The sequence below is a fragment of the Bradyrhizobium sp. NBAIM03 genome (genome assembly GCF_020194055.1).
Lineage (GTDB): Bacteria > Pseudomonadota > Alphaproteobacteria > Rhizobiales > Xanthobacteraceae > Bradyrhizobium > Bradyrhizobium yuanmingense.
In genome coordinates, this window is sequence record NZ_JADYVS010000030.1 from 66,151 (window position 1) to 90,656 (window position 24,506).

The 24,506-nt window shown below is 63.7% G+C and carries 23 protein-coding genes; 10 read left to right on the forward strand and 13 right to left on the reverse strand.

What is annotated here, in order from left to right; genetic code table 11:
- Nucleotides 1-64: 64 nt before the first annotated feature.
- From I6F21_RS31900 to I6F21_RS31915, 4 genes are all read right to left on the reverse strand, one after another.
- Complete coding sequence (locus I6F21_RS31900) at nucleotides 65-967, reverse strand: NAD(P)/FAD-dependent oxidoreductase (protein ID WP_036025632.1); 903 nt, start codon at nucleotides 965-967, stop codon at nucleotides 65-67.
- The gene (locus tag I6F21_RS31905; RefSeq protein WP_036025633.1) at nucleotides 964-2,040 is read right to left on the reverse strand and encodes a flavodoxin family protein; all 1,077 of its coding nucleotides are present in this window, start codon (nucleotides 2,038-2,040) and stop codon (nucleotides 964-966) included. The genes I6F21_RS31900 and I6F21_RS31905 overlap by 4 nt, the downstream gene beginning before the upstream one ends.
- A gap of 65 nt (nucleotides 2,041-2,105) precedes the next feature.
- Nucleotides 2,106-2,306: a hypothetical protein gene (locus I6F21_RS31910; RefSeq protein WP_036013732.1), complete on the reverse strand. Its 201-nt coding sequence runs from the start codon at nucleotides 2,304-2,306 to the stop codon at nucleotides 2,106-2,108.
- On the reverse strand, nucleotides 2,306-2,515 hold the full coding sequence (locus I6F21_RS31915) for a hypothetical protein (protein ID WP_036025634.1): 210 nt from the start codon (nucleotides 2,513-2,515) through the stop codon (nucleotides 2,306-2,308). The genes I6F21_RS31910 and I6F21_RS31915 overlap by 1 nt, the downstream gene beginning before the upstream one ends.
- Nucleotides 2,516-2,801: 286 nt before the next feature.
- Here I6F21_RS31915 and I6F21_RS31920 point away from each other — a divergent pair, with 286 nt between their 5' ends.
- Nucleotides 2,802-3,086 (forward strand): hypothetical protein, encoded by a 285-nt coding sequence (locus I6F21_RS31920; RefSeq protein ID WP_036025635.1) that lies wholly within the window; start codon nucleotides 2,802-2,804, stop codon nucleotides 3,084-3,086.
- Between the two features lie 19 nt (nucleotides 3,087-3,105).
- Here I6F21_RS31920 and I6F21_RS31925 read toward each other — a convergent pair whose 3' ends face one another.
- Complete coding sequence (locus I6F21_RS31925) at nucleotides 3,106-3,306, reverse strand: hypothetical protein (RefSeq protein WP_036025636.1); 201 nt, start codon at nucleotides 3,304-3,306, stop codon at nucleotides 3,106-3,108.
- A gap of 615 nt (nucleotides 3,307-3,921) precedes the next feature.
- Here I6F21_RS31925 and I6F21_RS31930 point away from each other — a divergent pair.
- Nucleotides 3,922-4,116, forward strand: a complete 195-nt coding sequence (locus I6F21_RS31930; protein ID WP_074448013.1) for a hypothetical protein — start codon at nucleotides 3,922-3,924, stop codon at nucleotides 4,114-4,116.
- Between the two features lie 71 nt (nucleotides 4,117-4,187).
- On the opposite strand, the gene I6F21_RS31935 is transcribed toward I6F21_RS31930, so the two are convergent.
- The 4 genes from I6F21_RS31935 to I6F21_RS31950 all read right to left on the reverse strand — a co-directional run bounded on the left by I6F21_RS31935 (nucleotide 4,188) and on the right by I6F21_RS31950 (nucleotide 9,610).
- On the reverse strand, nucleotides 4,188-4,946 hold the full coding sequence (locus I6F21_RS31935) for a Crp/Fnr family transcriptional regulator (protein WP_074448014.1): 759 nt from the start codon (nucleotides 4,944-4,946) through the stop codon (nucleotides 4,188-4,190).
- Nucleotides 4,946-8,113 (reverse strand): CheR family methyltransferase, encoded by a 3,168-nt coding sequence (locus I6F21_RS31940; RefSeq protein WP_225183992.1) that lies wholly within the window; start codon nucleotides 8,111-8,113, stop codon nucleotides 4,946-4,948. Before I6F21_RS31940 ends, I6F21_RS31935 begins: the two co-directional genes overlap by 1 nt.
- Nucleotides 8,114-8,322: 209 nt before the next feature.
- Nucleotides 8,323-8,592 (reverse strand): hypothetical protein, encoded by a 270-nt coding sequence (locus tag I6F21_RS31945; protein ID WP_225114950.1) that lies wholly within the window; start codon nucleotides 8,590-8,592, stop codon nucleotides 8,323-8,325.
- Between the two features lie 10 nt (nucleotides 8,593-8,602).
- Complete coding sequence (locus I6F21_RS31950; protein ID WP_225114951.1) at nucleotides 8,603-9,610, reverse strand: chemotaxis protein CheB; 1,008 nt, start codon at nucleotides 9,608-9,610, stop codon at nucleotides 8,603-8,605.
- 87 nt (nucleotides 9,611-9,697) lie between these two features.
- On the opposite strand from I6F21_RS31950, the gene I6F21_RS31955 reads away from it, so the two are divergent.
- Complete coding sequence (locus I6F21_RS31955; protein ID WP_225140145.1) at nucleotides 9,698-10,093, forward strand: response regulator; 396 nt, start codon at nucleotides 9,698-9,700, stop codon at nucleotides 10,091-10,093.
- A gap of 365 nt (nucleotides 10,094-10,458) precedes the next feature.
- Here I6F21_RS31955 and I6F21_RS31960 read toward each other — a convergent pair whose 3' ends face one another.
- Nucleotides 10,459-11,241: an SDR family NAD(P)-dependent oxidoreductase gene (locus tag I6F21_RS31960; RefSeq protein WP_225140146.1), complete on the reverse strand. Its 783-nt coding sequence runs from the start codon at nucleotides 11,239-11,241 to the stop codon at nucleotides 10,459-10,461.
- Nucleotides 11,242-11,405: 164 nt separating this feature from the next.
- On the opposite strand from I6F21_RS31960, the gene I6F21_RS31965 reads away from it, so the two are divergent.
- The 6 genes from I6F21_RS31965 to I6F21_RS31990 all read left to right on the forward strand — a co-directional run bounded on the left by I6F21_RS31965 (nucleotide 11,406) and on the right by I6F21_RS31990 (nucleotide 17,166).
- On the forward strand, nucleotides 11,406-12,581 hold the full coding sequence (locus tag I6F21_RS31965) for a zinc-dependent alcohol dehydrogenase (protein ID WP_036045784.1): 1,176 nt from the start codon (nucleotides 11,406-11,408) through the stop codon (nucleotides 12,579-12,581).
- A gap of 11 nt (nucleotides 12,582-12,592) precedes the next feature.
- Complete coding sequence (locus tag I6F21_RS31970) at nucleotides 12,593-13,177, forward strand: hypothetical protein (protein ID WP_225140147.1); 585 nt, start codon at nucleotides 12,593-12,595, stop codon at nucleotides 13,175-13,177.
- Nucleotides 13,158-14,762: an alpha-amylase family glycosyl hydrolase gene (locus I6F21_RS31975; RefSeq protein WP_225140148.1), complete on the forward strand. Its 1,605-nt coding sequence runs from the start codon at nucleotides 13,158-13,160 to the stop codon at nucleotides 14,760-14,762. Before I6F21_RS31970 ends, I6F21_RS31975 begins: the two co-directional genes overlap by 20 nt.
- Before the next feature lie 162 nt (nucleotides 14,763-14,924).
- A complete protein-coding gene (locus I6F21_RS31980) occupies nucleotides 14,925-15,104 on the forward strand; it encodes a hypothetical protein (protein WP_027575113.1) in 180 nt (59 codons plus the stop codon).
- Nucleotides 15,101-16,255 carry a DUF305 domain-containing protein gene (locus tag I6F21_RS31985; protein ID WP_225140149.1) on the forward strand — a complete coding sequence of 385 codons (1,155 nt, stop codon included), beginning with the start codon at nucleotides 15,101-15,103 and terminating at the stop codon, nucleotides 16,253-16,255. Before I6F21_RS31980 ends, I6F21_RS31985 begins: the two co-directional genes overlap by 4 nt.
- A gap of 128 nt (nucleotides 16,256-16,383) precedes the next feature.
- Nucleotides 16,384-17,166 carry a Crp/Fnr family transcriptional regulator gene (locus I6F21_RS31990; protein WP_036013671.1) on the forward strand — a complete coding sequence of 261 codons (783 nt, stop codon included), beginning with the start codon at nucleotides 16,384-16,386 and terminating at the stop codon, nucleotides 17,164-17,166.
- Nucleotides 17,167-17,214: 48 nt separating this feature from the next.
- Here the strand turns inward: I6F21_RS31990 and I6F21_RS31995 are convergent, their stop codons facing one another.
- Together I6F21_RS31995 and I6F21_RS32000 are read right to left on the reverse strand one after the other, a co-directional pair.
- Nucleotides 17,215-17,823 carry a cysteine hydrolase gene (locus I6F21_RS31995; protein WP_036013669.1) on the reverse strand — a complete coding sequence of 203 codons (609 nt, stop codon included), beginning with the start codon at nucleotides 17,821-17,823 and terminating at the stop codon, nucleotides 17,215-17,217.
- Between the two features lie 236 nt (nucleotides 17,824-18,059).
- Complete coding sequence (locus I6F21_RS32000; RefSeq protein WP_346656738.1) at nucleotides 18,060-22,235, reverse strand: LuxR C-terminal-related transcriptional regulator; 4,176 nt, start codon at nucleotides 22,233-22,235, stop codon at nucleotides 18,060-18,062.
- A gap of 588 nt (nucleotides 22,236-22,823) precedes the next feature.
- Here I6F21_RS32000 and I6F21_RS32005 point away from each other — a divergent pair.
- Entirely contained in the window at nucleotides 22,824-23,615 is a 792-nt protein-coding gene (locus I6F21_RS32005) for a Crp/Fnr family transcriptional regulator (RefSeq protein WP_036025682.1), read from the forward strand.
- Nucleotides 23,616-23,769: 154 nt separating this feature from the next.
- Here the strand turns inward: I6F21_RS32005 and I6F21_RS32010 are convergent, their stop codons facing one another.
- Nucleotides 23,770-24,042 carry a hypothetical protein gene (locus I6F21_RS32010; protein WP_036013665.1) on the reverse strand — a complete coding sequence of 91 codons (273 nt, stop codon included), beginning with the start codon at nucleotides 24,040-24,042 and terminating at the stop codon, nucleotides 23,770-23,772.
- Nucleotides 24,043-24,506: the final 464 nt, after the last annotated feature.

The window sequence follows — 24,506 nt, forward strand, 5'->3', positions numbered from 1 at the left end:
ACCAAAGCGGGGCAACGCGCTTCGTTCCCGGTTCCAGTCGATTGTGAGGCTCACCGCCGCCCCATCACGCAAATCGCGGCGGCAGGCTGTTGTGGATCGTGCAGGCCGCGATGGCCGCGTGGCCGAACGCGACCGAGATCTGGTGCAGGTCGGTGACGACGTCGCCGATTCCGTAGAGCCCGGCGATCGACGTGCGCTGGTGATCGTCGACCTTCAAATGACCGTCCGCAGTGTGGTCGGCGCCCAGCGCCATCGCGAGCTGGGAGCGGACCTCCGCGCCCATCGCAGGATAGACGATGTCGAATTGCGCGGTACGTCCGTCGGCGAAATCCGCTTCAACGCCGCCGCCTCGCCGCGCCAGGCGCAGCTCGGGCGCGAACACGATTCCGACGCCCGCCTCGGACAGCTCCGACGTTGCGGCCTTCGCGTCGTCCGCGCCGGTCGCAAGCAGCGTCACGTCGCGCGCATAGCCACGCAGAAAGAGCGCCTTTGCGGCGGCACGATCCAGCGGCCCGACGACGCCAATGCGGCGGCCGGTGGCCTCGAAGGCGTCGCAGATCGGGCAGTAGCGCAGGAGTCCGTCCGCGACCGCCGCGCGCCACTCCGCGAACGGCGGATGGGTATCGACGATCCCGCAGGCGAGAATGACTGTGGCGGCCGCATGCCCGCGGCCATTCCAGCTCGCTTCAAAACCGTGTTCGTGACGCTGCAACGCCGTGACCTCGGCCTCCACGCGTGTGACGGCGAGCTCGTTCAGCTGGGCCGACATCCGCTCGATCAGTTCCGCGCCGGACAGGCCGTGGACGAAGCCGGGGACATTGTGGCTGCGCGGGATCAGGGCCGCCCGGCTCGCGCCGGCGTCCACGACGCAGACGCGGCGGCGGAAGCGCGCTAGATAGATCGCGGCCATCAGTCCCGCCGGCCCGCCTCCGACGATCAGGCATTCAAGGGGTGGCGCGCCAGTCATTTGGGGTTCGGGTCCGCAAGACCGGCGCCGGGCTCATCGAGGCGCCCGCTTCGCGCGAGCCGGACGGCATTGCCGAGCGCGCGCGCCGCATTCTGCACTTCCTGCTGGAATTCGCGGTCCTCGTCGAGCTCACGATGGGATGTGGCGTATGGCTCGTCGTAGCCGACATAACCGTCGAGCTCGGCGTAGCGCCCTGCCGAGATCAGCTGCATGTCGGTCAGCCAGTCGGACAAGGCCCGTCGCACGCCCTCGGCGCCGACCGCATCGCCGTGAACGACGAGGCCGAAATGGCGGCCGGCGAGATGACGCGGATAGGGCCAGCCCTTCAGCTCGATCGCCTTGGCTTCCGCGGCGTTCTTGCCGTGGGTCGAGGTCGGATCGGGATTGCCGCCATCGGCGCAGACCATGCGGTCCATCATCGCCTTGAGACCGGCGGGCACGTGATACCAGTTCACGGGCGCCACGATCAGGATGCCGTGGGCGGCAACCCAGAGCGGATAGATCTCGTTCATCCAGTCGTGGGTCTGGCCCAGCGAGTAGTTCGGATAGCAGCTGCACGGCCAGTGGCACAGCGGCATGGCGGTGCCGACGCAGGACTTGCAGGGATGAATGGTTTTGCCGAATTCCGAAGCGAGGCGCGACAGATCGAGGATGTCGACGGCAAATCCCATCTCGATGAAGACGGGCTCGGCCAGCTTGACCATCCGCCAGGTCTTGGACATCTCGCCGGGACAGGTGTGCTCGCTGCGGGCCGAGCCGTTGATGATCAGGATGCGCGGCGTCTCGTCGGCATCGTCGTGGCGACGCTGCGCCTCCAGGATTTTTGAGCGCGCATCGAGCCAGTCGACGGCAAGATCGTAGTCCGGGTCGGAAAAGCCTGCGCCGGCCTTCCGCGTCAACGGTGCCTTGCGCGAATGGCTGTAGGCGTCCCAGGCCGCAGCGATGATGGCATCGAGCTCGCGCCCAAGCGGAGCATAGGCGGGATCGACGAACTGACGCTTGTAGCGCCGCTCGAACTCCTCACGCGACAGCTTGACGGGCGGCATCCCCTTGCGAATGTCGGCGTCCGTCATGCTGGCTCCTGGCGAAGTCGAATCCCTCCGACCCAACCCGGCGCCCAGCGCGCGGTTCCCAAGCCTTACTGGCGAACAAGCTCCTGCGGCGCATCGAATTTGGCGATCCGTTGATCGAGCCGCCACAGCTCGATGCGATGCACCAGGACGAGCGAGGCGGCTTCGCGCTTGGCCTGCTCGTCGTCGTCGCAGACGAGGTTGATGCATCCGAACACGTGCCCGTCCGGATCGATCTGGAACGCACGGTAGTGCTTGATACTTGCCACTACAGGTGTCCTCGCCTTGGAGCGACGGGTGCGCTGAGCCAATCCGTGAGGTTCGAGGTCACTTCGTTCTGCTTGGCGCGACGCAGCAGCATCTCGCGTTCCCTGCCGGGCGGCAGGTTGCGGGCGCGCTCGCGGGCGCTTTCGGCGAAAGCGGCCAGCCGCTCCTGAAGCGTTTGGGTCTGTTTCCTGCGGTTACGTTTGGCGGTCATTTGTACTTTTGAACTTTCGTGGACAATTCGGTTGGAAGGAAATCGGCCCCGGCGGGGGATCGGGCGCCGGGGCCCAGGTTCTCTTGTCACTCAAGTCGCTTGCCGGTCGAGGCGGCTCGGCCCGGCAACGATTGTAGCTTCCGTCGCAACAGCCGGTTCCGGCATTTCAATAAGTTAACGCTGCGCGATTTTGCGCAAAGCACAACCGCAGGACCGATCGGTTTGGACCGCGCCGGAACCGAAATGCTGATTCGTATGTTCAAGGACGACTTGAAGGAGGATCATCATGGCAAGAGCAGCATGGAAACGACCGGGCTCACCGATCGGCCGCAAAGGACCGCGCAAGGCAAATCCCGCCTACAAGCGCCGCGCGCGCGAGCCGTGGACAGCGGCGGATGTAAGCAAGCTGAAGCAGCTTGCGAAAGGCAACACGCCGACCGGCGTGATGAGCATCAAGCTGCAGCGCCCCGTCACGGCCATTCGCAGCAAGGCGCAACGCGAAGGAATATCGCTGCGGCCGGTCAACCGCTCCCCGTACAATCGGCGAAGCAAGGCCGCGAAGCGGCGCTGACGACGCGCATCGCGCCGGGCTAGCTTGGCGGCTGCAGGCCCGGCGACCTCAGCCACTCGCTCATCTGAGACCCCGTTTCCGCCTGACGCGCCTTGCGCAGGACTTCGTCGCGCGCCGCGCCGGGCGGAAGCAAGCTGGCCTGTTCGCGTAGCCGCTCCGCCTCGGCGGCGAGCCGCGCTTCCAGAGTGTCGACTTGCTTGAATCGATGTCGCGTCCTCATCAGGCGTCCTCCTGGTGCATGAGGTCGATCGCGCCGTTGCGTTCCGACGGGTATTGATGCCAGGCTGCACAGCCTGGCCAAGGATCTAACGTTCCAGAAAGGGAACGGTTGCCTGTTTGGGGAAAAAGACCGGAGTTACGATTCCTCGTTGTCCCGGCGCGCCCTGATCTCGGAGCGAAGCATGGCGCTGTCCATAATGGCCAAACGTAAATCGTTCACGGTGTCGCCGTAGCGGCCCGCAACTTGTCTATGCTGCTCCCGGAGGGCGCGACTCTCTTCGATAGCGCGTGTTGCGCGGGCAAACAGGGCGTCTGGCATCAGGCATCATGCAACAGAGCTGGCGCGAGCGCCCTTGCATAAGTTACTCAAATCGCGCCAACGGCTCAAAAAGCGCCGGCGATTAACCTGGATCAAGCTGTTACAACCCCCGGGGGGACCGCCCTCAACTCCGGGCGGCGGCCTGGAACAAGAAATTGACCCGGAGATCCCCGATTTCCTTAGCTGAAGCGCCGCAGCCAGTGTACGGTCACGTCATCACCGGCTGTGGCTCTGCCGTAGGCGCCGGTGGCTGAGAGACCAATGGTGCTCCCGCCTGCATGACCGGGGGAGCGCCTGATGGCGAAGCCAACTCGTTATCCGTTGCAGTCCGATGAGAAGCACGTGCAGCAGATTCGCAAGGCGATCCGTGAATCGCTGGAGGTATTGACGCTTCCTCGACCGGATACGTTCCTGGGCCGGAAAACTCACGAGCCTTTTCCGAGTGAAGACGATGTTGGTGTGCAGGACGGACAGCGTCCCAAACCGGCGTGATTGCGAGCAGGACGACATCCTGTTCCGGCCCATCTCAGCGAAATGACTCGTCTGGCCGCGACGGAACGGCGTCAACGGACCGCTTCAGTCGCCCGGTAGATCCCGAGATAGCTAGGCGAATACAGCGCCGCGTTCTTGAGCGCATCGAGGTCCGGGATGGTCAGCGTCCGCTCGCGCAGCACGATCAGCTTCGCCGCGCGCAGCTCCTGGAGCGTCCGATTGAGGTGAACGACCGAAAGCCCCGTCGCATCGGCGAGATCCGTCTGCGTGACGGGCATGAGGCAGGAATTGCCGTCGACCATTCCCACCGGGCGAAGCCGCTCGAAGATTTCGCAGAACAGGTGCGCCACGCGCTCCAGCGCGACGCGACGGCCGAGATTGATCGCCCATTCCCGCTGGATCGCATTGTTGAGCAGCGTCTCGCACCAGAACGCTTCCGACAGCGTGGGATTGTTGGCCAGGAGGCTCTCGAAGCGAATGCGCTTGATCTCGGCATAGACCACGGGCGTCAGCGCCACGATCGAATGATCCATCTCCGACAGCAGGTAAGCATGCGCATCGCAGCTTTCGCCCGGGAAGATGAAATTGACGATCTGGCGCCGGCCGTCATCGAGCGTCTTGTAACGGCCGAGCCAGCCCGACAACAGGACGCGGACGGCATCGACGGAATCACCCTCGCTGATCAGATCCTCGCCGGATCCGGCGCGCTGGAGGCCCTCGAGCATGGCGTATTCCAGCGATGCGCGAGCCTCGGCCGACAACGGCCGTAGCGCGCTCAGCCGACGAATGGCCGGCTCCAAAACGCTGCGATCGGCTGTCGACAGCGGCATCAGGCAGCCACCACCGGTGTGTGGAAGGCGCGCTTTGTCAAGGGGATGGTGATGGTGCATTGCAGCCCGGCAGAATTGAATGCCATCGTGGTCTGCCCCTTCAGCTCGAACGCCAGTGTGCGCTCCAGAAGCTCGGTTCCGAATCCTTTTCGCGGCCTTGTCGTGACAGCAGGCCCGCCGCGCTCCCGCCACTCGAACACCAGCTCCGCCGGCTCGGTGCTCTCATCGACGCGCCAGGTGACCTCGATGCGCCCGCTTGGCTGACTGAGTGCCCCGTACTTGAGCGCATTGGTGGCGAGTTCGTGGATCGAGAGCGCGAAGGTTTCGGCGGCCTTGGGCTGGAAACGGATTTTGGGGCCCGAAACCCGCATCTGCTCGCCTTCCCTGGCATTGTAGGCGACCAGCTCCTCGACGACGAGATATTCCAGATCGACGCCGCCTTCGGGATCGCGCGTCACCAGCGCCTGGGTGCGGGCGAAGGCATTGAGACGCCCGTCGAGATGGGAAGCGTATTCCTCCACGGTCGAGCTCGTTTCCGCCGAGCGGCGGGCAATCGAGCGCACCACGCCGAGCGTGTTGCGGACCCGGTGCTGGAGCTCGGCCAGCAGCAGGCGCTGCCGCTCCTCGGCGCGGGTGATTGCGGTGACGTCGATGAAGGTCATGACGACACCCGCGATGAAATTGTCGATGCTGCGATATGGCAGGATGCGCACGATATAACGCGTGCCGCTGTCCGGCGCGCTCAGCTCGCGCTCGACGCTGGCGAGCGTGCGCAGCACCCGGCGGACGTCATCGTAAAGCTCCTCGATCGGGATGCGCGCCTTGATATGGCTGATCGGGCGGCCCGTGTCGGTCTCGACCAGATGCAGGAGCTGGGTGATGGCGGGCGTGAAGTTCATCACGCGCAAATCGTTGTCGAGGAACACCGTGGCGATCTGCGTGCTCTCGAGGAAATTCTTGAGGTCGCTGGTGGCGCGCGTCAGCTCCTGAACGCGGTGCGCCAGCTCGCCGTTGACGGTGGTCAGCTCCTCGTTGACCGATTGCAGCTCCTCGCGCGAGGTCTCCAGCTCCTCGTTGGCCGACTGCAACTCCTCGTTCAGCGATTGGTATTCCTCGTTCGACGATTTCAGCTCCTCGTTGGTGCTCTCGAGCTCCTCGATGGTCGCCTGAAGGCGCTCGCGGGTCGCACGCAGATCGTTCTCGAGACGCTCGACATGCTCGGTGCGCACCAGGGCGCTGGGATTGGCGAGGTCGGCCTCGATGGTCCGCGCCGGGCCGTCCTTGAACAGGACGACGAAATTGCGGTGGCCGCCGGCGCCCTCCTGGATCGGCTCGACTGTAATGTCCACCAGGACGCGGTGACCGTTCACCCCGAGTTGCACCTGCTCGGCATGGACGGACTCGTTGGTCTCGGCCGCGCGGCTGAGTGCGGTACGCAATTCCAGCCGGAGATCGCGGTGCACGAGCTGCAGCAGATCGAGCGTGGCGGCGCCTGCGTTCGGCTCGATGTAGCGGCCGGTGCGCCCGGAGAAATGCAGGACCTGAAAATTCTCGTCGGTGATGACATAGGCCGGCGCATAGCGCTCCGCGATGCGCTGCGCGCGTCGCTCGAGGCCGACGTCGGGCCCGAACGAGCGAACCGGCGGCACCTCGACCGGCGTCCTGCCCGCCGCGGTCGTGATCGGAAATTCCGGCGGCAGCCGCGTTCCGGTCTCGAGCTTCTTGAATATCCGGGCGCGGCGGTCGACCGGGGCGAACAGCTTCGGATGCCGGGTCACGTTCTCGGAATTGCCGAGGAACAGATAGCGCTCCGGCAACAGCGCGAAATGAAACAGCGGAATCACCCGGTTCTGCAGCTCGGCATTGAGATAGATCAGCAGATTGCGGCAGGAGACGAGATCGAGCTTGGAGAACGGCGCATCCTTGATGACGTTGTGCTGCGAGAAGATGCACATCTCGCGCAGCTCCTTCACCACGCAATAGGTATCGCCCTCGCGCACGAACCAGCGCGCCAGCCGCTCGCTGGTCATATCCGCCTCGATATTGGTGCGATAGCGGCCGACGCGGGCGGTCGTGAGCGCCCGTCCATCGATGTCGGTGGCGAAGATCTGGACCTGCGGCACGGAATCCATCCGCGCCATGTGCTCGCGCAGGAGGATTCCGATCGAATAGGCCTCCTCGCCGGTGGCGCAGCCGAGCACCCAGACGCGGACCTGCTGGCCCCCTCCCTTGCCATCGAAGATCTTCGGAATGATCTGCGTCTCCAGCACCTCGAACTCGCGCTTGTCGCGGAAGAATTCGGTGACGCCGATCAAGAGGTCGTTGAAGAGATTCTGGGCTTCGTCCTTGTCGTTGCGAAGGAAATCCACATAGGCGGCAATGTCGTCGATCCGGACTACCTGCATGCGCCGCTGCACCCGGCGCAGGAAGGTGTTCTGCTTGTAGCCGTGAAAATCGTTGCCGGTCTTGTTGCGCAGGATGTCGGCGATGCGCGCCAGCGAAGTCGCGGCCGCCGCCAGAACCTCGTCGAAGCCCTGCTTCTCCTCCAGACGCCTGAGGTGACGGGCATAGACCTGGATGTGCTCGGGGATATCCTCGGGCGGCAGCACATAGTCGGCAATCGCAGCGGGCGTGTTGCCGTCGAGATGCCCGGCCTCCTCCGCATGTCCGGTCTTCTCTGCGATGGCGAGGCCGCCGTGATCCTTCAGCGTCGCGGTGCCCAGCGTGCCGTCGCCCCCGGTGCCCGCGAGGGTGACACCGATCGACTGCTCGGCGCGCTCCTCGGCCAGCGAGACCAGGAAGCTGTCGATCGTGGCGCGTTCGCCGGGCGCCTGCTCGGCCTTGCGGATTGCGAAGCGATCACCCTGGATAGTGGTGATCATGGCGGGCGGACACAGATAGATCGTGCCGCCTTCGATGGGGTGGCCGTCGGCGATCTCGGCGATCTTGTTGCCGTTGGAATTCTGCACGAGGTTGCGCAGCCGCGGCTCGTCGAACGCCTCGTGGTGCTGGAGCGCCAGCACGATGGCCTGATCGGCCCCGACCGACATCTTGGCGAAGAAGCGCTCGATGCTATCCAGCGCGCCCGGCGAGGCGCCGACCCCTATGATCAGCGGGGTCTTGCTCTGGCGGTTTGCATCGACCGGCTGGTCGCCGTTTTCGCTCATGGCTCTGGTGGCTCACTGGCTGGCGGGAACCCGATGGGCGCCCCGCCCTGCACATAGCAGAATTCAATATTATCCCAACACATCAAAGGCAAAAATGTCCCGGGCATCTCTTTGCCCCAGCTAGCCCGATTGAGGGGACAAGCGCGAGAGAGCCGCCTGCTGCTGTGCAGCGTCGAGCGGTGCAGTTCGGGAGATCGACGTCGGGCGCCCTACGCTTCCGGATTGACCTCGCGCTGGAGAAAGGCCACGCGCTGCTCGATCAAGGTGCGGTGGCGTTCCCATTCGACCAGCGTCTGCTTGAGCAGGTCGACCAGCCGCTCCGCCTGGCAGGTGTCATGACCGCCGGCCATGAGCTCGCGCACCCGGTCCTCCTGATTGCGAACCCGTTGCCAGCCGCTCTCGATATCCTGTTCCGCCTTCACCAGCAGGCGTTGCTCGGCATCGAGCTGGGCGGTGCGTTCGGCAAGGGAGATGGCCATGGCCGCGCCTTCACGCCTCCCGTTTGCCTACGGAAGGCTGGAGCGACTTTAGCACGACGCGCCGGATCATGTCGGCATATTCGCGGTATTCGAGCGCCCGAGCCTCGTACATCTCGGCGACGGCAGCCCGGCCGGAGCGCCGGCCATCGGCGGCCATGCGTTGCACCAGCTCCGCCCGCTCCTCGATGATCCGCAGCGCCACCCGCAAGGCTTCATCGACGCGCCCCTCCTGCTCCTTGGCGAGCGCATCGGCAGTGAAGCCGTGACCGACCTGGCAGCGGAAACGCATCGGGCGGGCATTCTTGACCTCCGAGAGCACCCCGCCGCAGGATGGACAGGTCAGGGCGACAGGGTGAGCCATGGCGACGAGATTGTCACTGCCGATCCGCTCACCGGCCGCGATCTCGACCTCGAGCCTGATCTCGGGCGGAATTGGCAGCGCGGCGCCGGCCTGCTCCCTGACGAGCTCGGAGAGCACGTCGCCCATGGTGGCGCCGGGAACGCAGAGATCGACCGTGGTCGCCTCCATGGCGCGCCGCGGCATCTCGTCCGAGATCGCGTCCGCGGGGTCTTGCACCACGGCCATCCCGCCGCAGCGTTTGATGGCGTTGAGGCCGGAAGCGCCGTCCGACAACAGGCCGCTCAGGAGCACGCCGATGACGCGCGGCCCGTGATAGAGCGCGGCCGAGCGGAACAACGCATCGATCGCCGGCCGCACCATGTTCTCGCGCGGGCCGCGGCCGAGGAAGATGCGGTCCTCCGTGACGAGAAGATGATGGTCCGGCGCACCCAGGTAGATCTGGCCGGGCTCGATCTTCATGCCGTTCTCGGCCTGCCGCACCGGGAGCGGACCGGCACTGCCGGCCACGGTAGAGAGGATGCCGATGCCCTGCGCCGGAATGTGCAGCACGATGAAGACGGCGGCCGGCAGATCCGCCGGCAGACGGCCCAGAATCTGCTTCAATGGAGCGGTCGCTCCGGCCGAGCCCCCGATGACAATGATGTCGCGGTTGCCCATGGAACCCGCCTCCAATTGCATCGTTTGCACTTTGCACCAAGGCGGATCGTCGGCTTATGTTCCTGTGCGTTTGGAGGCCGAGACAGCATGGCGACATCGTCGCATCAGCGCGCAGAGCTCAAGGGGCGCCGCATCTTCGTGGTCGAGGACGAGTATTTTCTCGCCGATGACATCGGCAAGACATTCCGCGCGCTGGGCGCCGAGATCGCCGGTCCCGTCGGCGATCTCGAAGACGCGCTCAAGATCCTGCACGACGGCAGCGTCCTGGACGCTGCCGTGCTCGACGTGAACATCCGCAGCGAAATGATCTTTCCGATCGCCCGCGAGCTGAGAGCGCGCAACGTGCCCTTCCTTTTCACCACCGGGTACGACAAGATCACGCTCAGTCCGGAATTTCAGGACGTACCGCTCCTGGAAAAGCCGATCGATCTTGCGGCGATGGCACGGAAGCTCACCGGACTCATCGCCGAGCAGCCGGTCTAGTCAAAGCGGTTGAAAGCTCGCAGCCGGGCGACGATCAAAATAGATGCGCGAACGCAAGCCACGCGGTCACCGCCAGGCACAGGATAACTGCGGCGTAAGGTAGCGCGATGCGCAAGACGGCAAGCTCCCCACCTTCAGCTCAACATCATCCAGACGATTGCGACCATCATCACGAGAAAACCCGTAACGGCAGTCGCGATAAAGGCTTGTTCGATGCGATCCATCGCCACAGCGGCCCCCCTCTTGTTTCAGCCCGTACAATTTGACGGTTTGAGGGCCGCAGCGCATTAGGCTATGTGAATCGGGGGTCTGCTTTCTCTTCGCAAAAGGGTTCGCGCGCTCCGCAACATTGCGCGCGCGTCGCTCTACGACCTTGCCGTGCCCGGCTCGGCCATCTTGCGGTGCTGCTTGGCCAGCATCTCGTTGGGCGTGACGTTCGCGACCGTGGTCTGGATCTTGTTCTTAAGCCCGGTGACGATATCGGCGTCCCCGCGCATCATCGCATCGAAGCCGGCCTTCGCAACATCGTAGGCCCCGTCCTTCTTGTCGGTGCCGACCTTGGTGTCCATCATGTCGGCGCGGCGGAAGAACTCGGTCTCGGTCGCGCCCGGCATCAGGCAGGTCACGGTGACACCGCTGTCGCGCAGCTCCTCACGCAGCGCGAACGAGAATGAATCCAGGAACGCCTTGCTGGCGTTGTAGGCGGCCTGGAAGCTGCCCGGCATGAAGCCGGCGATCGAGCCGGTGATCAGGATGCGGCCGGCATTGCGGCGGAGCATCTCATTGCCGACGCGGTGGATCAGATACAGCGTGCCGGTGATGTTGGTGTCGATGAGGTGTTTCACCCTGGCAAAGTCCTGGTCGAGGAACGCCTTGCCGAGGCCGATGCCGGCGTTGGCGAGCAACGCGTCAATCGGCCGGTCGCCGACCGCCGCGCACAGCTTGTCGACGCCCTCGGTGGTCGCAAGATCGGTCTCGACCGGCTCCACGCTGCCGCCGAGCCGCCGGAGATCGACGGCCACCTGCTCGATCTGGGACTCGTCGGCCGCGACGACGAGGTTGAATCCGGCCTGCGCGCAGCACCTTGCGAGTTCCAGACCGATACCGGTTGAGGCGCCTGTGACGACGGCGAGCTGATTGGCGGACATGCGCAAATCCTTGTGATTGAGCCTTGGAATGAGGTGATCACGCTCAATCGCTGCCCTGCTCTCTCGTTCCTATTTGCGCAGTGCGAAGAATTTGCGCGCGGCGATAGCAACCATCGTTCGTGCCTGGACTTAGATGGCACGTGGTGCAACCGGGAGGACGGACGATGAAGGCGCTGGTCTGGCACGGCAAGGAAGACATCCGGTGCGACACCGTCACCGACCCGGAGATCCAGGATCCGCGTGATGCCATCATCAAGGTGACGAGCTGCGCCATCTGCGGCTCCGACCTGCACCTCTTTCACAATTTCATCCCGGGCATGCTGCCCGGCGACATCATGGGTCACGAGACCATGGGTGAAGTGGTCGAGGTCGGCTCGGGCGTCGACGGCAAGCTGAAGAAGGGCGACCGCATCGTCGTGCCGTTCACGATCATTTGCGGCGAATGCGACCAGTGCAAGCGCGGCAATTTCTCGGTGTGCGAGACCACCAACCGCAAGCGTCACCTGGCCGACAAGGTGTTCGGGCACACGACGGCAGGCCTGTTCGGCTACACGCATCTGACCGGGGGCTATCCCGGCGGCCAGGCTGAGTACCTTCGCGTGCCCTTTGCCGACGCCACCCACATCAAGGTGCCCCCGGGCATTCCCGACGAGCAATTGCTGTTCCTTAGCGACATCTTCCCGACCGGCTGGCAGGCCGCCGTGCAATGCGACATCGAGCCGACCGACACGGTCGCGATCTGGGGCTGTGGCCCGGTCGGGCAGATGGCGATCCGCAGCGCCATCCTGCTCGGCGCCAACCAGGTGATCGCGATCGACTGCCTGCCGGAGCGGCTCAGCATGGCGGAAGCCGGCGGCGCCACCACGATCAACTTCGAGACCGAGAGCGTGGTGGAGCGGCTCCAGGAGCTGACCGACGGCAAGGGCCCGGAAAAGTGCATCGATTGCGTCGGCATGGAGGCGCATGTGATGCCATCGCTGCCCGACACCCTGCTCGACCGCGCCAAGCAGATGGTGATGGCCGAGAGCGACCGGCCCCACGTGCTGCGCGAGATGATCTATGTCTGCCGTCCCGGCGGCATCATCTCGGTCGCAGGCGTGTACAGCGGCCTGTCCGACATGCTTCCGATGGGCGCCTTCATGAACAAGGGCCTGACGATGCGGACCGGCCAGACCCACGTCAACCGCTGGACCGACGACCTGCTCCGCCGCATCGAAGAGGGCGAGATCGACCCGTCCTTCGTCATCACCCACACGGTCCCGCTCGCCCAGGGACCGGAGATGTACCAGGTGTTTCGCGACAAGCGCGATTCCTGCGTCAAGGTCGTGCTGAAGCCCTGAAGGAGCCAGCCATGTTTCATTTCTCCAACATCGTGCGCACCAAGGGCGACCCCAAGATCGTCGAGGGCGGACCGAGCCTGAAGCAGCCGGCGGACCAGCTCGCGCGCGCACTCGGCTGGTTCAGCATCGGCCTCGGCGTGGTCGAATTGTTCGCGCCGCGGCGCGTTACGCACACGCTGGGCATGGAAGGCCATGAGACGCTGGTCCGCGCCTTCGGCGTGCGCGAGATCCTCGCCGGAATCATGTCGCTCTCGGTCGACAAGAACGCCGGCCTGTGGGCCCGCGTCGGCGGCGACGGCCTCGATGCCGCCGCGCTGCTGTCCGGACTGACGTCGGACAATCCCAAGAAGGGCAATATCGCGCTGGCGCTCTTGATGGTCGGCGGCATCGCCGTGCTCGACTACCGTGCCGCGCAGGACACCAAGCCGCGCCGTCCGCCGCGCGATGCACGGCGCAAGCTCTATCCGAACCGCAGCGGCTTTCCCAAGGGCATCGAGAGCGCCCGAACTGCGGCAAGGCAGATCGCGGCGCATGCCAAAACAAACCATGTCAATACAAACGAGGTGAAGCAACGTGATGAGCGACGCGTCCCGTGATGAAGCCGCGTGGTGGGAATCCGCCGTCATCTACGAGATCGCGCCGATCTCCTTTCAGGACTCGAACGGCGACGGCAAGGGCGACCTCGCCGGGCTGTTGTCGCGCATCGACTATCTGAAGTGGCTCGGCGTCGGCGCGGTCTGGCTGACGCCGATCTACAAGAGCCCCTTCCGCGACCTCGGCTATGATATCTCCGACTATTGTTCGATCGATCCCGCCTTCGGCAGCCTCGAGGAGTTCAATCGCCTGCTCGAAGCGCTGCACGCTGCGGGCATCCGGCTTATCCTCGACCTCGTCCCCAATCACACCGCGAACGATCACGCTTGGTTCGTCGAGAGCGCAAGCTCGCGCAACAGCGCAAAAGCCGATTGGTACGTCTGGGCCGATCCGGCCGAGAACGGCGGGCCGCCCAACAACTGGCTGAGCCGGTTCGGCGGCAGCGGCTGGGAATGGTGCGAGGCGCGCCGGCAATATTACTATCATTCCTTCCTGGTGGAGCAGCCCGACCTCAACTGGCGCAACCCGCAAGTGCGCGCCGCGATCGCCGATGCCATGCGGTTCTGGCTCGACCGCGGCGTCGACGGCTTTCGCGTCGACGCCAGCGCGGTCCTGATCAAGGACCAGCTCTTGCGCGACAACCCGCCGAACCCCAACGCCGAGGGCAAGCCGCCACCGCAGCGGCACACGACGGTGTTCACCGACGATCGGCCCGAGACGATGGATTGCATCGAGTTCATCCGCGAGGTGATCGACGCCTATCCCGGACGGATGTTGTGCGGCGAGGTCCAGGGCAAGACCGACCGCATCGGCCACTTCTACGGCAACGACCGGCCGCGCCTGCATCTGCCGCTCAATTTCGCCCTGCTCGATTCCAAATGGGACGCCCTCTCGCTGCAGGCCACGGTCGACGCCTATCTCAACGCCATCCCTGACGATGGCTGGCCGGTCTGGGTCATCGGCGGCCACGACAAGCAGCGGATCGCGAGCAAGATCGGCGAGGCGCAGATGCGCGTGCTTGCGATGCTGCTGATGACGCTGCGGGGAACGCCGTTCTTCTTCATGGGCGACGAGATCGGCCGCAAGCGCGTGCCGATTCCGCAGGGCCGCGTCCGCGATCCCTTCGAGAAGCTCGTGCCCGGCTATGGCCTGTGCCGCGATCCCGAACGCGCACCGATGCGATGGGATGACAGCCCCGATGGCGGCTTCACCACGGGCCGCCCATGGCTGCCGCTCGAGCCGCCCGATGGTGCGGCCAATGTCGCCGCACAGCAGCGCGACGAGCGCTCGATCCTCGCTCTGTTTCGCGCGCTGATGGCGCTGCGGCGCGAGCATGCCGGCCTGGAACGGGGCGGCTACGAGCCGCTGCGCTCGCAGAACGATGTCCTGGCCTTTAAACGGACGGCAGGCCGTAACGAAATTCTGGTCGCGCTCAATCTCGCGGCCGAACCGCGGAAATTCCATTGGCAAGGTCGCGGCCGTCTCTTGATGTCGACGCATCTGGATCGGCCGCCCGAGCCGGTGCCGGATGCGTCCACCCTGCTCCGGGGCAACGAAGGCGTGATCATCGCGCTCGAACCTCGGTGACGTCAGGAGGAACCATCCGCGTCGCGAAGAGTCTGATCAAGGCTTCCGGCGTCTCCCCCCGCCGCCGGAGGCAATTTGCAAGACCGCAGCCCCGGCGCCCACGCCCCCTTCAGGCGCCGGGGTAGCGGCGTGAGCCACGGCAGGACATATCGGAGGCAGCTCATGGGCAAGACCAAAGGTCTGCAGCAGCGGATCGCCGGCAAGACCAAGCAGGCCGTCGGCGAGATCATCGGCGACCAGGATCTGCACGATGACGGCAAGGCGCAGGCCGAGCGCGGGCGCGACGAACAGGACAAGCCGAGCGAACTCAATCCGCTGAAGAAGCTCAAGCAGCTGACGTGAACGCCGAGCCGCGACCAGCACTCACGAGTGGGGCGCGGCGCACCACCGGCGAGCGGCGGCGTTCGCGCTGGATTGCCGCGGCCGCACTCGGCCTGATCAGCAGCACGTTTTCGACAATCGTCAGCCAGCTCTTCGCTGCCCGAATCGGCCGCGATGCGGCGGTCGATTGGATGACGGTTGCCGCGATTCCTGCGCGCGACTGGGCGATCAGCTCCGAGCCATCCTGGAGCGCGATCCTGGCCGGGATCGCCTTTCACCAATGGGCCGATTTTTCCTGGGCGTTGGTTTTCTTCGGCGTGCTCGGACGCTGGACGGCCGACTTGCGGCCGATGACGATCCTGCTGCTGGCGCTGCCCTGGGCCGCGTTCTCTTCAGGCATGGAATGGTTCGTGCTGGTGCCGCTGTTTCCATTCTGGCAGCCGCTGTTCACGCTGCAACAACCCTACTGGATCGGGCTGCTGGTGCATGGCTCCTCCGCTGTGATGTATCCCCTGTTCGCGCGCCTGCGCTGGAGGCGCGGGGCTGCGCCTGACAGCGACGTGCGGTTCACGAATATGTGGATCACCGGCGCGCTGGCCGTGATTGCGCTACTTGGGGCGGTCGCATTGTTCGGCGGTCATGGTTACGAGCCGCCGTGGATGGGCCGCGACAGGGATCAAGACCAAGCCTACATCCGTCACATGACCACCCATCATGCCCAGGGCATCGAGCTCGCACGCACGGCTGCCGAGCGCGCGCAGGATCCGCATCTGCGCAAGCTCGCGATGCTGATGGTCGCGAGCCAGACCGGAGAGAACCGCATATTCGAGAATTGGTGGCTGAGCTGGTTCGACACGGAGATGCCCGATTGCAGCACCGAGGAGCGGGCGGCGATGCCGGGCTTCCTGACGCCAGCCGAGATGCGCCAGGTCAAGACCGCGCCGCCGGACCAGTTCGACATGCTGTTCATCGAGGCGATGAGCCGGCATCACCGCGGTGCGGTCAGGATGGCCGACCAGATGTGGCACAGCCGCGGCGACCCTCGTCTGCGCATCATGGCACATGCCATCCGCCACGAGCAGCAGGGCGAGATCGCGCTGATGCACGGCACGCGCGGCCTCGCCGCCGTGACCACAGGCGTCCGCAACATGCTCGGCGACAACGTCAATTGAACGTGAGGATCTTGTATCGGCAAGCGGCCTGCTGCCTCGCCGATACTCCAGACGAACCTATCAAACGTTAATGCTTTCCGCCGTCATTATCGGCCACACTTGGGCCGACGGGGGCCGTCGGAGATCAAATGCAGGCAGGATTTGCTTTCTCGAGGCTGGCCGACCGCCTGACGAGCCTCGTCGAACTGACCCCGGAACATCTCGATCTGCTTGCGGACATGCCGAGCAGCATCGCGCATTTCGGCGCGCATCAGACCATCCTGCGGCACGGTGATGAGGCAACGCAATGCTGCCTGGTGCTCCAGGGATATCTGTCCTGGCAGAATGACGAAAGCGCAGATGGCCAGATCACCGCGATCTGCGTGCCCGGCGACATCGCCAACCTGCAAAGCCTGTATCGCCCGCGCATCGAGGGCAACCTGACCGCGCTCGGTTCCGCAATCGTCGCGCTCGTGCCGCACCGCTTCTTTCGCGAGCTCGCGGTGCGATCTCCGGCAATGTCGCACGCCTTGCTGTTGATGCTGCTTGCCGATCACGCCATCCAGCGCAACTGGACGGTGAACCTCGGCAGCCGGGACGCGTTGACACGCGTGGCGCACCTGCTCTGCGAGATCACGGTGCGGCTGCAAACCGTCGGGCTTGCCCGGGATTTCAGGTTGTCCTCGCCCTTCACCCAGTCCGACCTCGCCGCAGCCTGCAGCATCTCCCCGGTCCATGCCAACCGCACCATCCAGGAGCTGCGCCGCTGCCATTTGCTGCAATGGCAGGGCAAGACCTTGACCATCACGGACTGGCCGGGCCTGGTCCGGCTCGCCGGCTTCGACCCAACCTACCTGAGCATGCGGTCCGGCGCGGACGATGCTCGGCCGCCGCATGCGAGACCGGTGGCGGCCGACGTCGCGGTCGCTTGATCCGCCTCGTGGGCGCGAGGACCTTGCGCGGCTCAATGACGTCGGACCCTACTCCCGCCAGACCTCGGCCAGCTCTTCCGCTGTCACCAGGTCGACCTGGCCGTGGAAGCGGGTGCGGTACATCGTCATGAGCGCGTCGTGGCCGACGTCGGACGAGCTGCACAGCGCGTCCTCGACAAGGACGATCCTGAAGCCGAGATCGACGGCGCTCAGGACCGTCGAGAGCACGCAGACGTCCGTCTCCGCGCCCGATATCACGACGGTGCCGACGTTCTTCTCGACCAGCAGGCTCGCAAGACCGGGATTGCTGAACGCGGAATAGGCCGGCTTGTCGATCATCGCCGCCGGCGGAACGAAACGTGCCAAGGCCGGCACGAGCTCCAGAGCCGATGACGGCAGATGCCTGCGCGTCGCCTGGCGCCAGCGGCGGAAATAACTCTGCCATTGCCCCGGGCGGTCCTCCGGATCCTGCGGGGTGATGAAGCGTGTGAAGATCGTTCTCTCCGCGTGGCGCGCAACGACCGAGACGACCGTCGGCAGCACCCGCTCCATCCAGGGCGTCGCCCAAAGGCCATCGGGGGCGAAAATGTTCTGCATGTCGATGCACAGGTGAACGGCGCCGCGGATCTCGGCAACATCGGACATAGCGTCCCTCATCGTCCTCCACCTTCAAGCGCATTCGGCGACCAGTTGCGAATGCGGGGCGAGGGCTTTGGTTCCGAAACGCGGCGTGCAGCGCGAGGTGGTGCGCTCGGAGGGCGGTCGCATTTACTGCGATTTCAATGAGTTATCGAGGACTATCAATGCATAAGGGGCGCATATCAACCGACCAGTATACGGAGCAGGCTGTTCAACATCGGCCCTGCGTCCTGCTCGCGAGACAATGCAACATTTCAAATCAGCAGGTCATGATGCGCAGCTACAGGGGCGTGATGGGGTCCGTTATTGCCATGGTTGGCCGCGGGATCGTCCAGTGCGTTGGGTAGGATTTTGACGAGGATATCGAGGGTGGCCGCCTGATCGGGCTTGGCGCGTGGATCGAGCGGAATGTGGACCTCTCTAGGTTCAATCGTGACGATGGGAGTGAAAGGAGTTGCGTCGCTGTCGAAGCGGAACACCCGCTCTTGATCGGCGCCGCCGGTCTCGAACGCAGCTTTAGCCGGCTGTGCGGCCTCCGATGCGATTGCGGCAGGTTGCGTAGCGTGCTGCGAGTTTCCGTTCCCTGCACTATCGCCTTTTGTGGCGCTCGATTCGGCAATTTCAGCTGCTGCTGATGCCTTTGCGGAGGCCGAGTGTGAATTGTATCCTGAATTGCTATGCTGCAGGTCAGCCAGTTTTGTCGTGGCCACTGCTGCCGACGCGCTTGCGTTCGGTGCACGATGATTGTCGCCCTCACCGACACTCTTCTCGGACATGAAGACAGTTTCAGCCAACTCGGTGGTTGTCGCCTTTACATGCTCCGGCTCCGCGACGTTTTGCGTGCTACCGCGATCCGCGCTACCGGCCGTTGCAACACTTTCGTCAGCCTTCGGGCCGTGAGCAGAGGTCGAGTGCCCCCATTTGTTACTCTGCTCCACGCCGCTGGGCTCTGCCATTTTCGCTGACTCGCGCGTATAGGCTGGAGTCCAGGAATGATGCTCATTGTCATTGCCGAGGCCATTGCCCGGTGTCGCCTTTGCTTCGGCCGTCTCGGTGGCCGCCGTTGCCGACCCTCGCTCCGACGCGCGCGAGTTGCTGTGGTCCAGACCGCCTGGTTCGGCCGCTTTTGATGGCCCTGACCAATCGTCCGAAGCCAGTGGATCATGCGCGTTGTCCTGGCCGGCGCGATTGCCCGGCATGGACTTCACTTCGGCCGTCTCTGTGGCCACCTTTGCCGACCCTCGCTCCGACGCGTGCGAGTTGCTGTCGTCCAGACCGCCTGGTTCGGCCGCTGCTGCTGGCCCTGACCAATCGTCCGATGCCAGTGAATCATGAGCGTTGTCCTTGCCGGCGCGATTGCCCGATACGGACTTCGCGTCGGCCGTCTCCGTGGCCGCCTTTGCCGACCCTCGCTCCGACGCGTGCGAGTTGCTGGCGCCCAGGCCGCCTGGTTCGACCGTTTTCGCTAGCCCGGACGAATCGTCCGAAGCGAGTGAATCATGCGCGTTGTCCTTGCCGGCGCGATTGTCCGGCATGGACTTCGCTTCGGCCGTCTCCGTGGGTGCCTTTGCCGACCCTTGCTCCGACGCGTGCGAGTTGCTGTGGTCCAGGCCGCCTGGTTCGGCCGTTCTCGCTGACCCTGACGAACGGTCCGAAGCCGGTGGATCATGCGCGTTGTCCTTCCCGGCGCGATTGTCCGGCATGGACTTCGCTTCGGCCGTCTCCGTGGCTGCCTTTGCCGACCCTCGCTCCGACGCGTGCGAGTTGCTGTGGTCCCGGCCGCCTGGTTCGGCCGCTTTTGCTGGCCCTGACCAATCGTCCGAAGCCGGTGAATCATGCGCGTTGTCCTTGCCAGCGCGATTGCCCGGTATGGACTTCACGTCGGCCGTATCTCTGGCGCCGGCCATTGCAGACATTTGCTCGGGAGCGTGCTGCGGCCCTTCGCAGTCGTCCCTGTGCGCTGTCGCGAGGCTCGATTCACCAAAATCGGCTGCTTCCGATGCGCTTTTAGAGGTTGAATGCACCGGCTTGCCATGTTCCGCGCTGCCTGTTTCTGCCGTCTTCCCTGACCTTCTCGAAGGGTCCGAAGCCGGGGATTGATGCTCGTTCTCATCACCGACATCACTCCCAGGTATGAAGCCACCGTCCGTCTGCTCCGCACCTGTTTCCTTTGCAGGCCATGGCTCCAGAACATGCTGTGAGTTACTGCCGCCCGCGCTACCGGCCGCTGCGATGCTGGGGCCGGTGCCTGCATCGTTCCCCTGACTCTTCAATGTAAGACTTTCAACTTCCGTTACCGCTGCAGCATGAGCAAGCACGATCGGTGATATGCGAGCCGACCCCTCGGTCCCATCCACGCTCTCTTCCGTTGTGCGGACCGGCGCGAATTCAGTCCTCAAGCCGGCATCAGCCAGACTGTCCCAAACTCCAGCGGTCCCGAATGTGCTCTCTCTCGTCCCGATACTTGCATGGGCACTGTCGGTACTCAGAATAGCTTCGATTGCAATCACGGATGTCAGCGCTTCTTCGAGCTGCTCCAACGTGAGAGCGGCCGCCGCGGCTGTCGGCTGGCCGACAAAATCCGATTCTGCGATGGATACAATTCCCGGCAGATGGATTTCCAACAGGTCGCGGTCTCCGATCTCCAGAACATGATCGGTCGCATTCACATAGACGATCGTTTCATTGGTTGTGGAGTTGAAGATCCAAGCGACGGTGTGTGGCGGTATGGACTTGCTTGCTGCTGTCATATGAAGCCTGGCAAGGGCTCCGAAAGCCGCAAGATTGATCCTGCTCGGCCCAGACGCGAAGTTGAAGACAGAGTCGGAAGAGGTAGAACTGGAATCGGTCGGGTCGCGATGAACAACGTTTTCAGTGACGTTGCCGCCCATCAGCTGATCGTGGCTATATCCGCTACTACCGGCATCGTGACTGAAGTGCACGAGGCCGGCAAGTTTCTGGAGAGTCTCCCCTACGGTACCATCACTCGAGTGGCCCCGAGTGCCTTCTCCGGCGGCGCTTTCATTTTCAGCGGCCACAAACGCGGAAGGCAGGCGAGAAGCCTGCGCAAGGAAACCCGGGACTGAATCATCTACATGATGATCGTCGGCATTGGTGATCGCAGCCAGTTTGGTGGCCGCATTGTATCCGGTAACGTCCACGAAGCTGTCGAGCGGCGCTTTGGCCGGGTCATGCGACGGCAATGCCAAATGGGGATCGCTGAGTGTGTAGATCAACGCACCGGTGAGGGTGGCGAAAGTACCATACCCTCCGTGAATCAAAGTCGGATTGGATGTCAGCCGCGAGAATAGATGTTCCTCGGTGGAGTCACCTCCAATCTTCGCGTCGTTCATTCCTCGCAGGGAAGGTGTGGCCAAACCGGGCGTGCTTGATCCAACAGAACCGTAGTCCTTCCACGATTTCGAGCCTGCGGATTGCTCAGCGGTGCGAGGCGCTTCCATTGCCGAGGCCGCGGTCGAGATTTGGCTCGCCCCGACAAAAACGCCTCTCTGAGTGAGCGACGGCTTTTCGTCGGAATCCGCGACGATGGCGTGACGGAGGATAGCTCGCTTCCAGAGCTCATATTCGGCATACTCCACCGCGGGGCCGGTGCTGTCGTCATGCGGAAGCATGTCGTTTGCCTCCGACGCCTTGAGTTCGTCCGCAATGGCGACCGCCAGGAGAGCCAGCGAGAGCATTCCGAACCCGGACGGGCGTTGTAGCAATGCGAGGGTGGCGAGCACCGTCCTGTTGGTTATTTCAAGCTTCTGAAATATGTTGTGCAGGTGTACTTTAACGGTTCCATCTGAAACGTTTAGCTGGTGCGCGATCTCCTTGTTCGACATTCCTTCTGACACCAGTCGTACAATTTGACGTTCGCGCGGCGTCAATAGCTCCAGTAGGTTGTCGATTTTGCTGCTGTCGGTTTTCTCGACGGTTGGCGAGAGATCGGACTGCTCCAAAAAGCTACGCTTCGTCATCAGTCGCAGCGATCGCAGCACAGCGTCCGGTGCAACATGCTTCGCGATTGCATCACACGCGCCAGCAGCGATGGCCAAGGTTAGATCGTGGTCCGTGTCGGAATCTGTAAAGAACACCAGGCGCGTGGGCAGCCGATCAGCTTTCGCAATGACGAGGATCTCGGATGCCGTTAGATCTGGCAGGGTGTCAGCAAGAAGTGCAACGTCGGGTGTCAAATTCCGCATCGCTTGGATGCAGCTTGTCCCGTCGCTGCACGACGCGATGACGTCGAAGTCCGGCTGTGCCCCGAGTATCGACTCTAGCCCCCGTAGAACGATCGGCTGTCGATCTACGATCACAAGCCGGACGGGCTTGAGTATCCGCTCTTTCGCAGACGTGTCTAACATGGACTCTGCCTCGACCCGGCCGTCTATGTCCTTCGGCATATAGCCGAGACCGAGTGAAGTCATTAAAATACAACGAATAGAATAAAGAAAGAGATTTAATCCGGTTTAACCATATCTAAAATCGCGAATTTGACGTGCAAATGTGCCCATTTGCCGTAGGTCCTAGCCTTTTGCCGAACAGTACGGCGACGCCAGGCCGTTGGGTGGGCTTCGAGTGGGGCACACGAACGGCTCACGGCCGTCATTCCAACGCTATTGGTCCCGGCGGCCAGAACGCCATCTTGGAAATTGTCCGCCCCTGAGACGAGACTTTCAGAGCGCGCTCGCGATCCGCGCCTGGCGCGCTTCACAACTCAAGGCCGATCAGCTGTTCGGAGACTGATCGTTGGCTGGGATGCTGTTCAGCCGCAGCGCAGGCTGCCGTCGGCGAGTCGACGACATCAATTGCAGGTCCGCGACAGGTCCGTATAAGCGCAAGCTGGAGTCGCGGGCGCAGGCCGTCCCTTGAATGGCGGACCAGCGCGTGCTGGCCTTCATCGCAGGAACCATATCTGTGGTTGCCAGTTGACTGCTGTTGAGCTGCACGCCGGACAGCAGCTTGACGAGCCGGCATGAGTTCTCGCGCCGAACATCCGTCGGGGGGTTGATCCCATGATGGACCACGCGACCAGGGTTGGTAATCGGTTGTTAGCAGCGTTGCCGCCGGCGGATTTTGCTTTGCTTGCACCTCATCTGCGGAAGATCGGGATCGAGCGCGATACGGTGCTCGTCCGATCAGGCGATCGGATCGAACATCTTCTCTTCCCCCTGAGCGGCGCGATAGCCACTATCATGGAGTTGCCGAACGGGCAGACGGTCGCCACGACGATAGTGGGCCATGAAGGGGCTGTGGGTCTGACGTCAGCGCTTGGCGCCTCCCACTCGCCCGTGACGGCCGTTGCTCGCATCGCCGGGACCGCGCTGCAGATCTCGCCCGCGCAATTCCTGACAGCGCAACATTGCAGCCCCGCCGTCGCAGCGATGGTGCAAGTGTTCACGAGATCGTTGCTGACGCAACTCCAGCACGTGGCTGCCTGCAACGCATTACATTCTGTCGAAGCCCGCTTGGCGCGCTGGCTGCTTCACATTCACGATCGGGCAAATGGCAGCGATCTCCTCCCGCTGACCCAAGAAACGTTGTCGGAATTGCTGGGCGTCCGCCGCACCACCGTCACACATGTCGTGAGCACAATGCGGACATCAAGAGCACTAAGATCCAATCGACGTGGCCAGCTTGAAATCGATCGGCCGCGGCTCGAAGCCATGGCATGCGAATGCTACAAGGTCATGAGCCGCAGAATCGATCGGATCGTCTCGCAGAGCACGGTCGGGCTCGTTCATAGGCCTCCAGCGCGGAGCGCCTCCCGCTCGCCTGGCGGCCGAATAGCCGGGACAGGCTCTTAGAACCAGTTCGTTTTCGCGAACCACCCCGCATTTGCCCGCGCCATTCGGCAAACCGCGCGAGGCTCGGTCGCTGCAAACGTCCGATCCTGCGCGGCATTTCTTTCGACTTTGCGGCCGGCTCCCGGCCGAAGCGAACAATGGACGAAAATTCCTGTCATCCACTCGCCTTGGGACGCTCGTCACAACAGCCCGACTTCTTGCGAATGAGCGGTATGGCCATGAGCTTTGCCTGTGCGAAGCCGGAAGGCCCACCCGCGGTCCGAGCGGGGTTGTTGGCGCTGCCTGCCTTGCGCAGCTTGCGCTGAAGATTCTCCTCTCGACCTACCCGCTCTCTGAGCTTTTCAAGTTCCGCAAGCTCTGCCACCAGCGCCTCGAGACGTTCTCGAAGCAGCGCCGCAGGACTCTCCGCTCGAACGCGGATATTCATGACACGCTCCTGATCGAGGTCTTGAGAAGAAGTCGCATAAGGTCAGGAAAAGTATGTAATTCACCACAATCGCATGAACATTTGGCAGTGTTTACACCGCAAATCGCGCTGCGGCGGTGCAACAAGGGACGACTCGGCCGGAGTTTAAGAAAGGTCCAGCCCTGCCAAACCGTACGGCGCCGCAGGCTCACGCATGGGCTGAGAAGACTGCTATCGGCTGGATTCGGCTGCACTCGAAATCCTGGTGTTAGCTCCCGGACACTCGGCCTTGCGCTTTTCCTCGTCTTCTTCTGCGCAATCGAGCCCACCACTTGCGTTTGGAATTCCAGAGCTGCCGCCGGTTGCGAAAGGCCCTTTCGCACTGCCTCCGCCACCGCCAGACCCGCCGCTACCGCCGGATCCGCCACCGGCTGCCCCTCCTCCGGCGCGAGATGATTTAGCAGAGCCCCCGCCAGGGGCTCCCC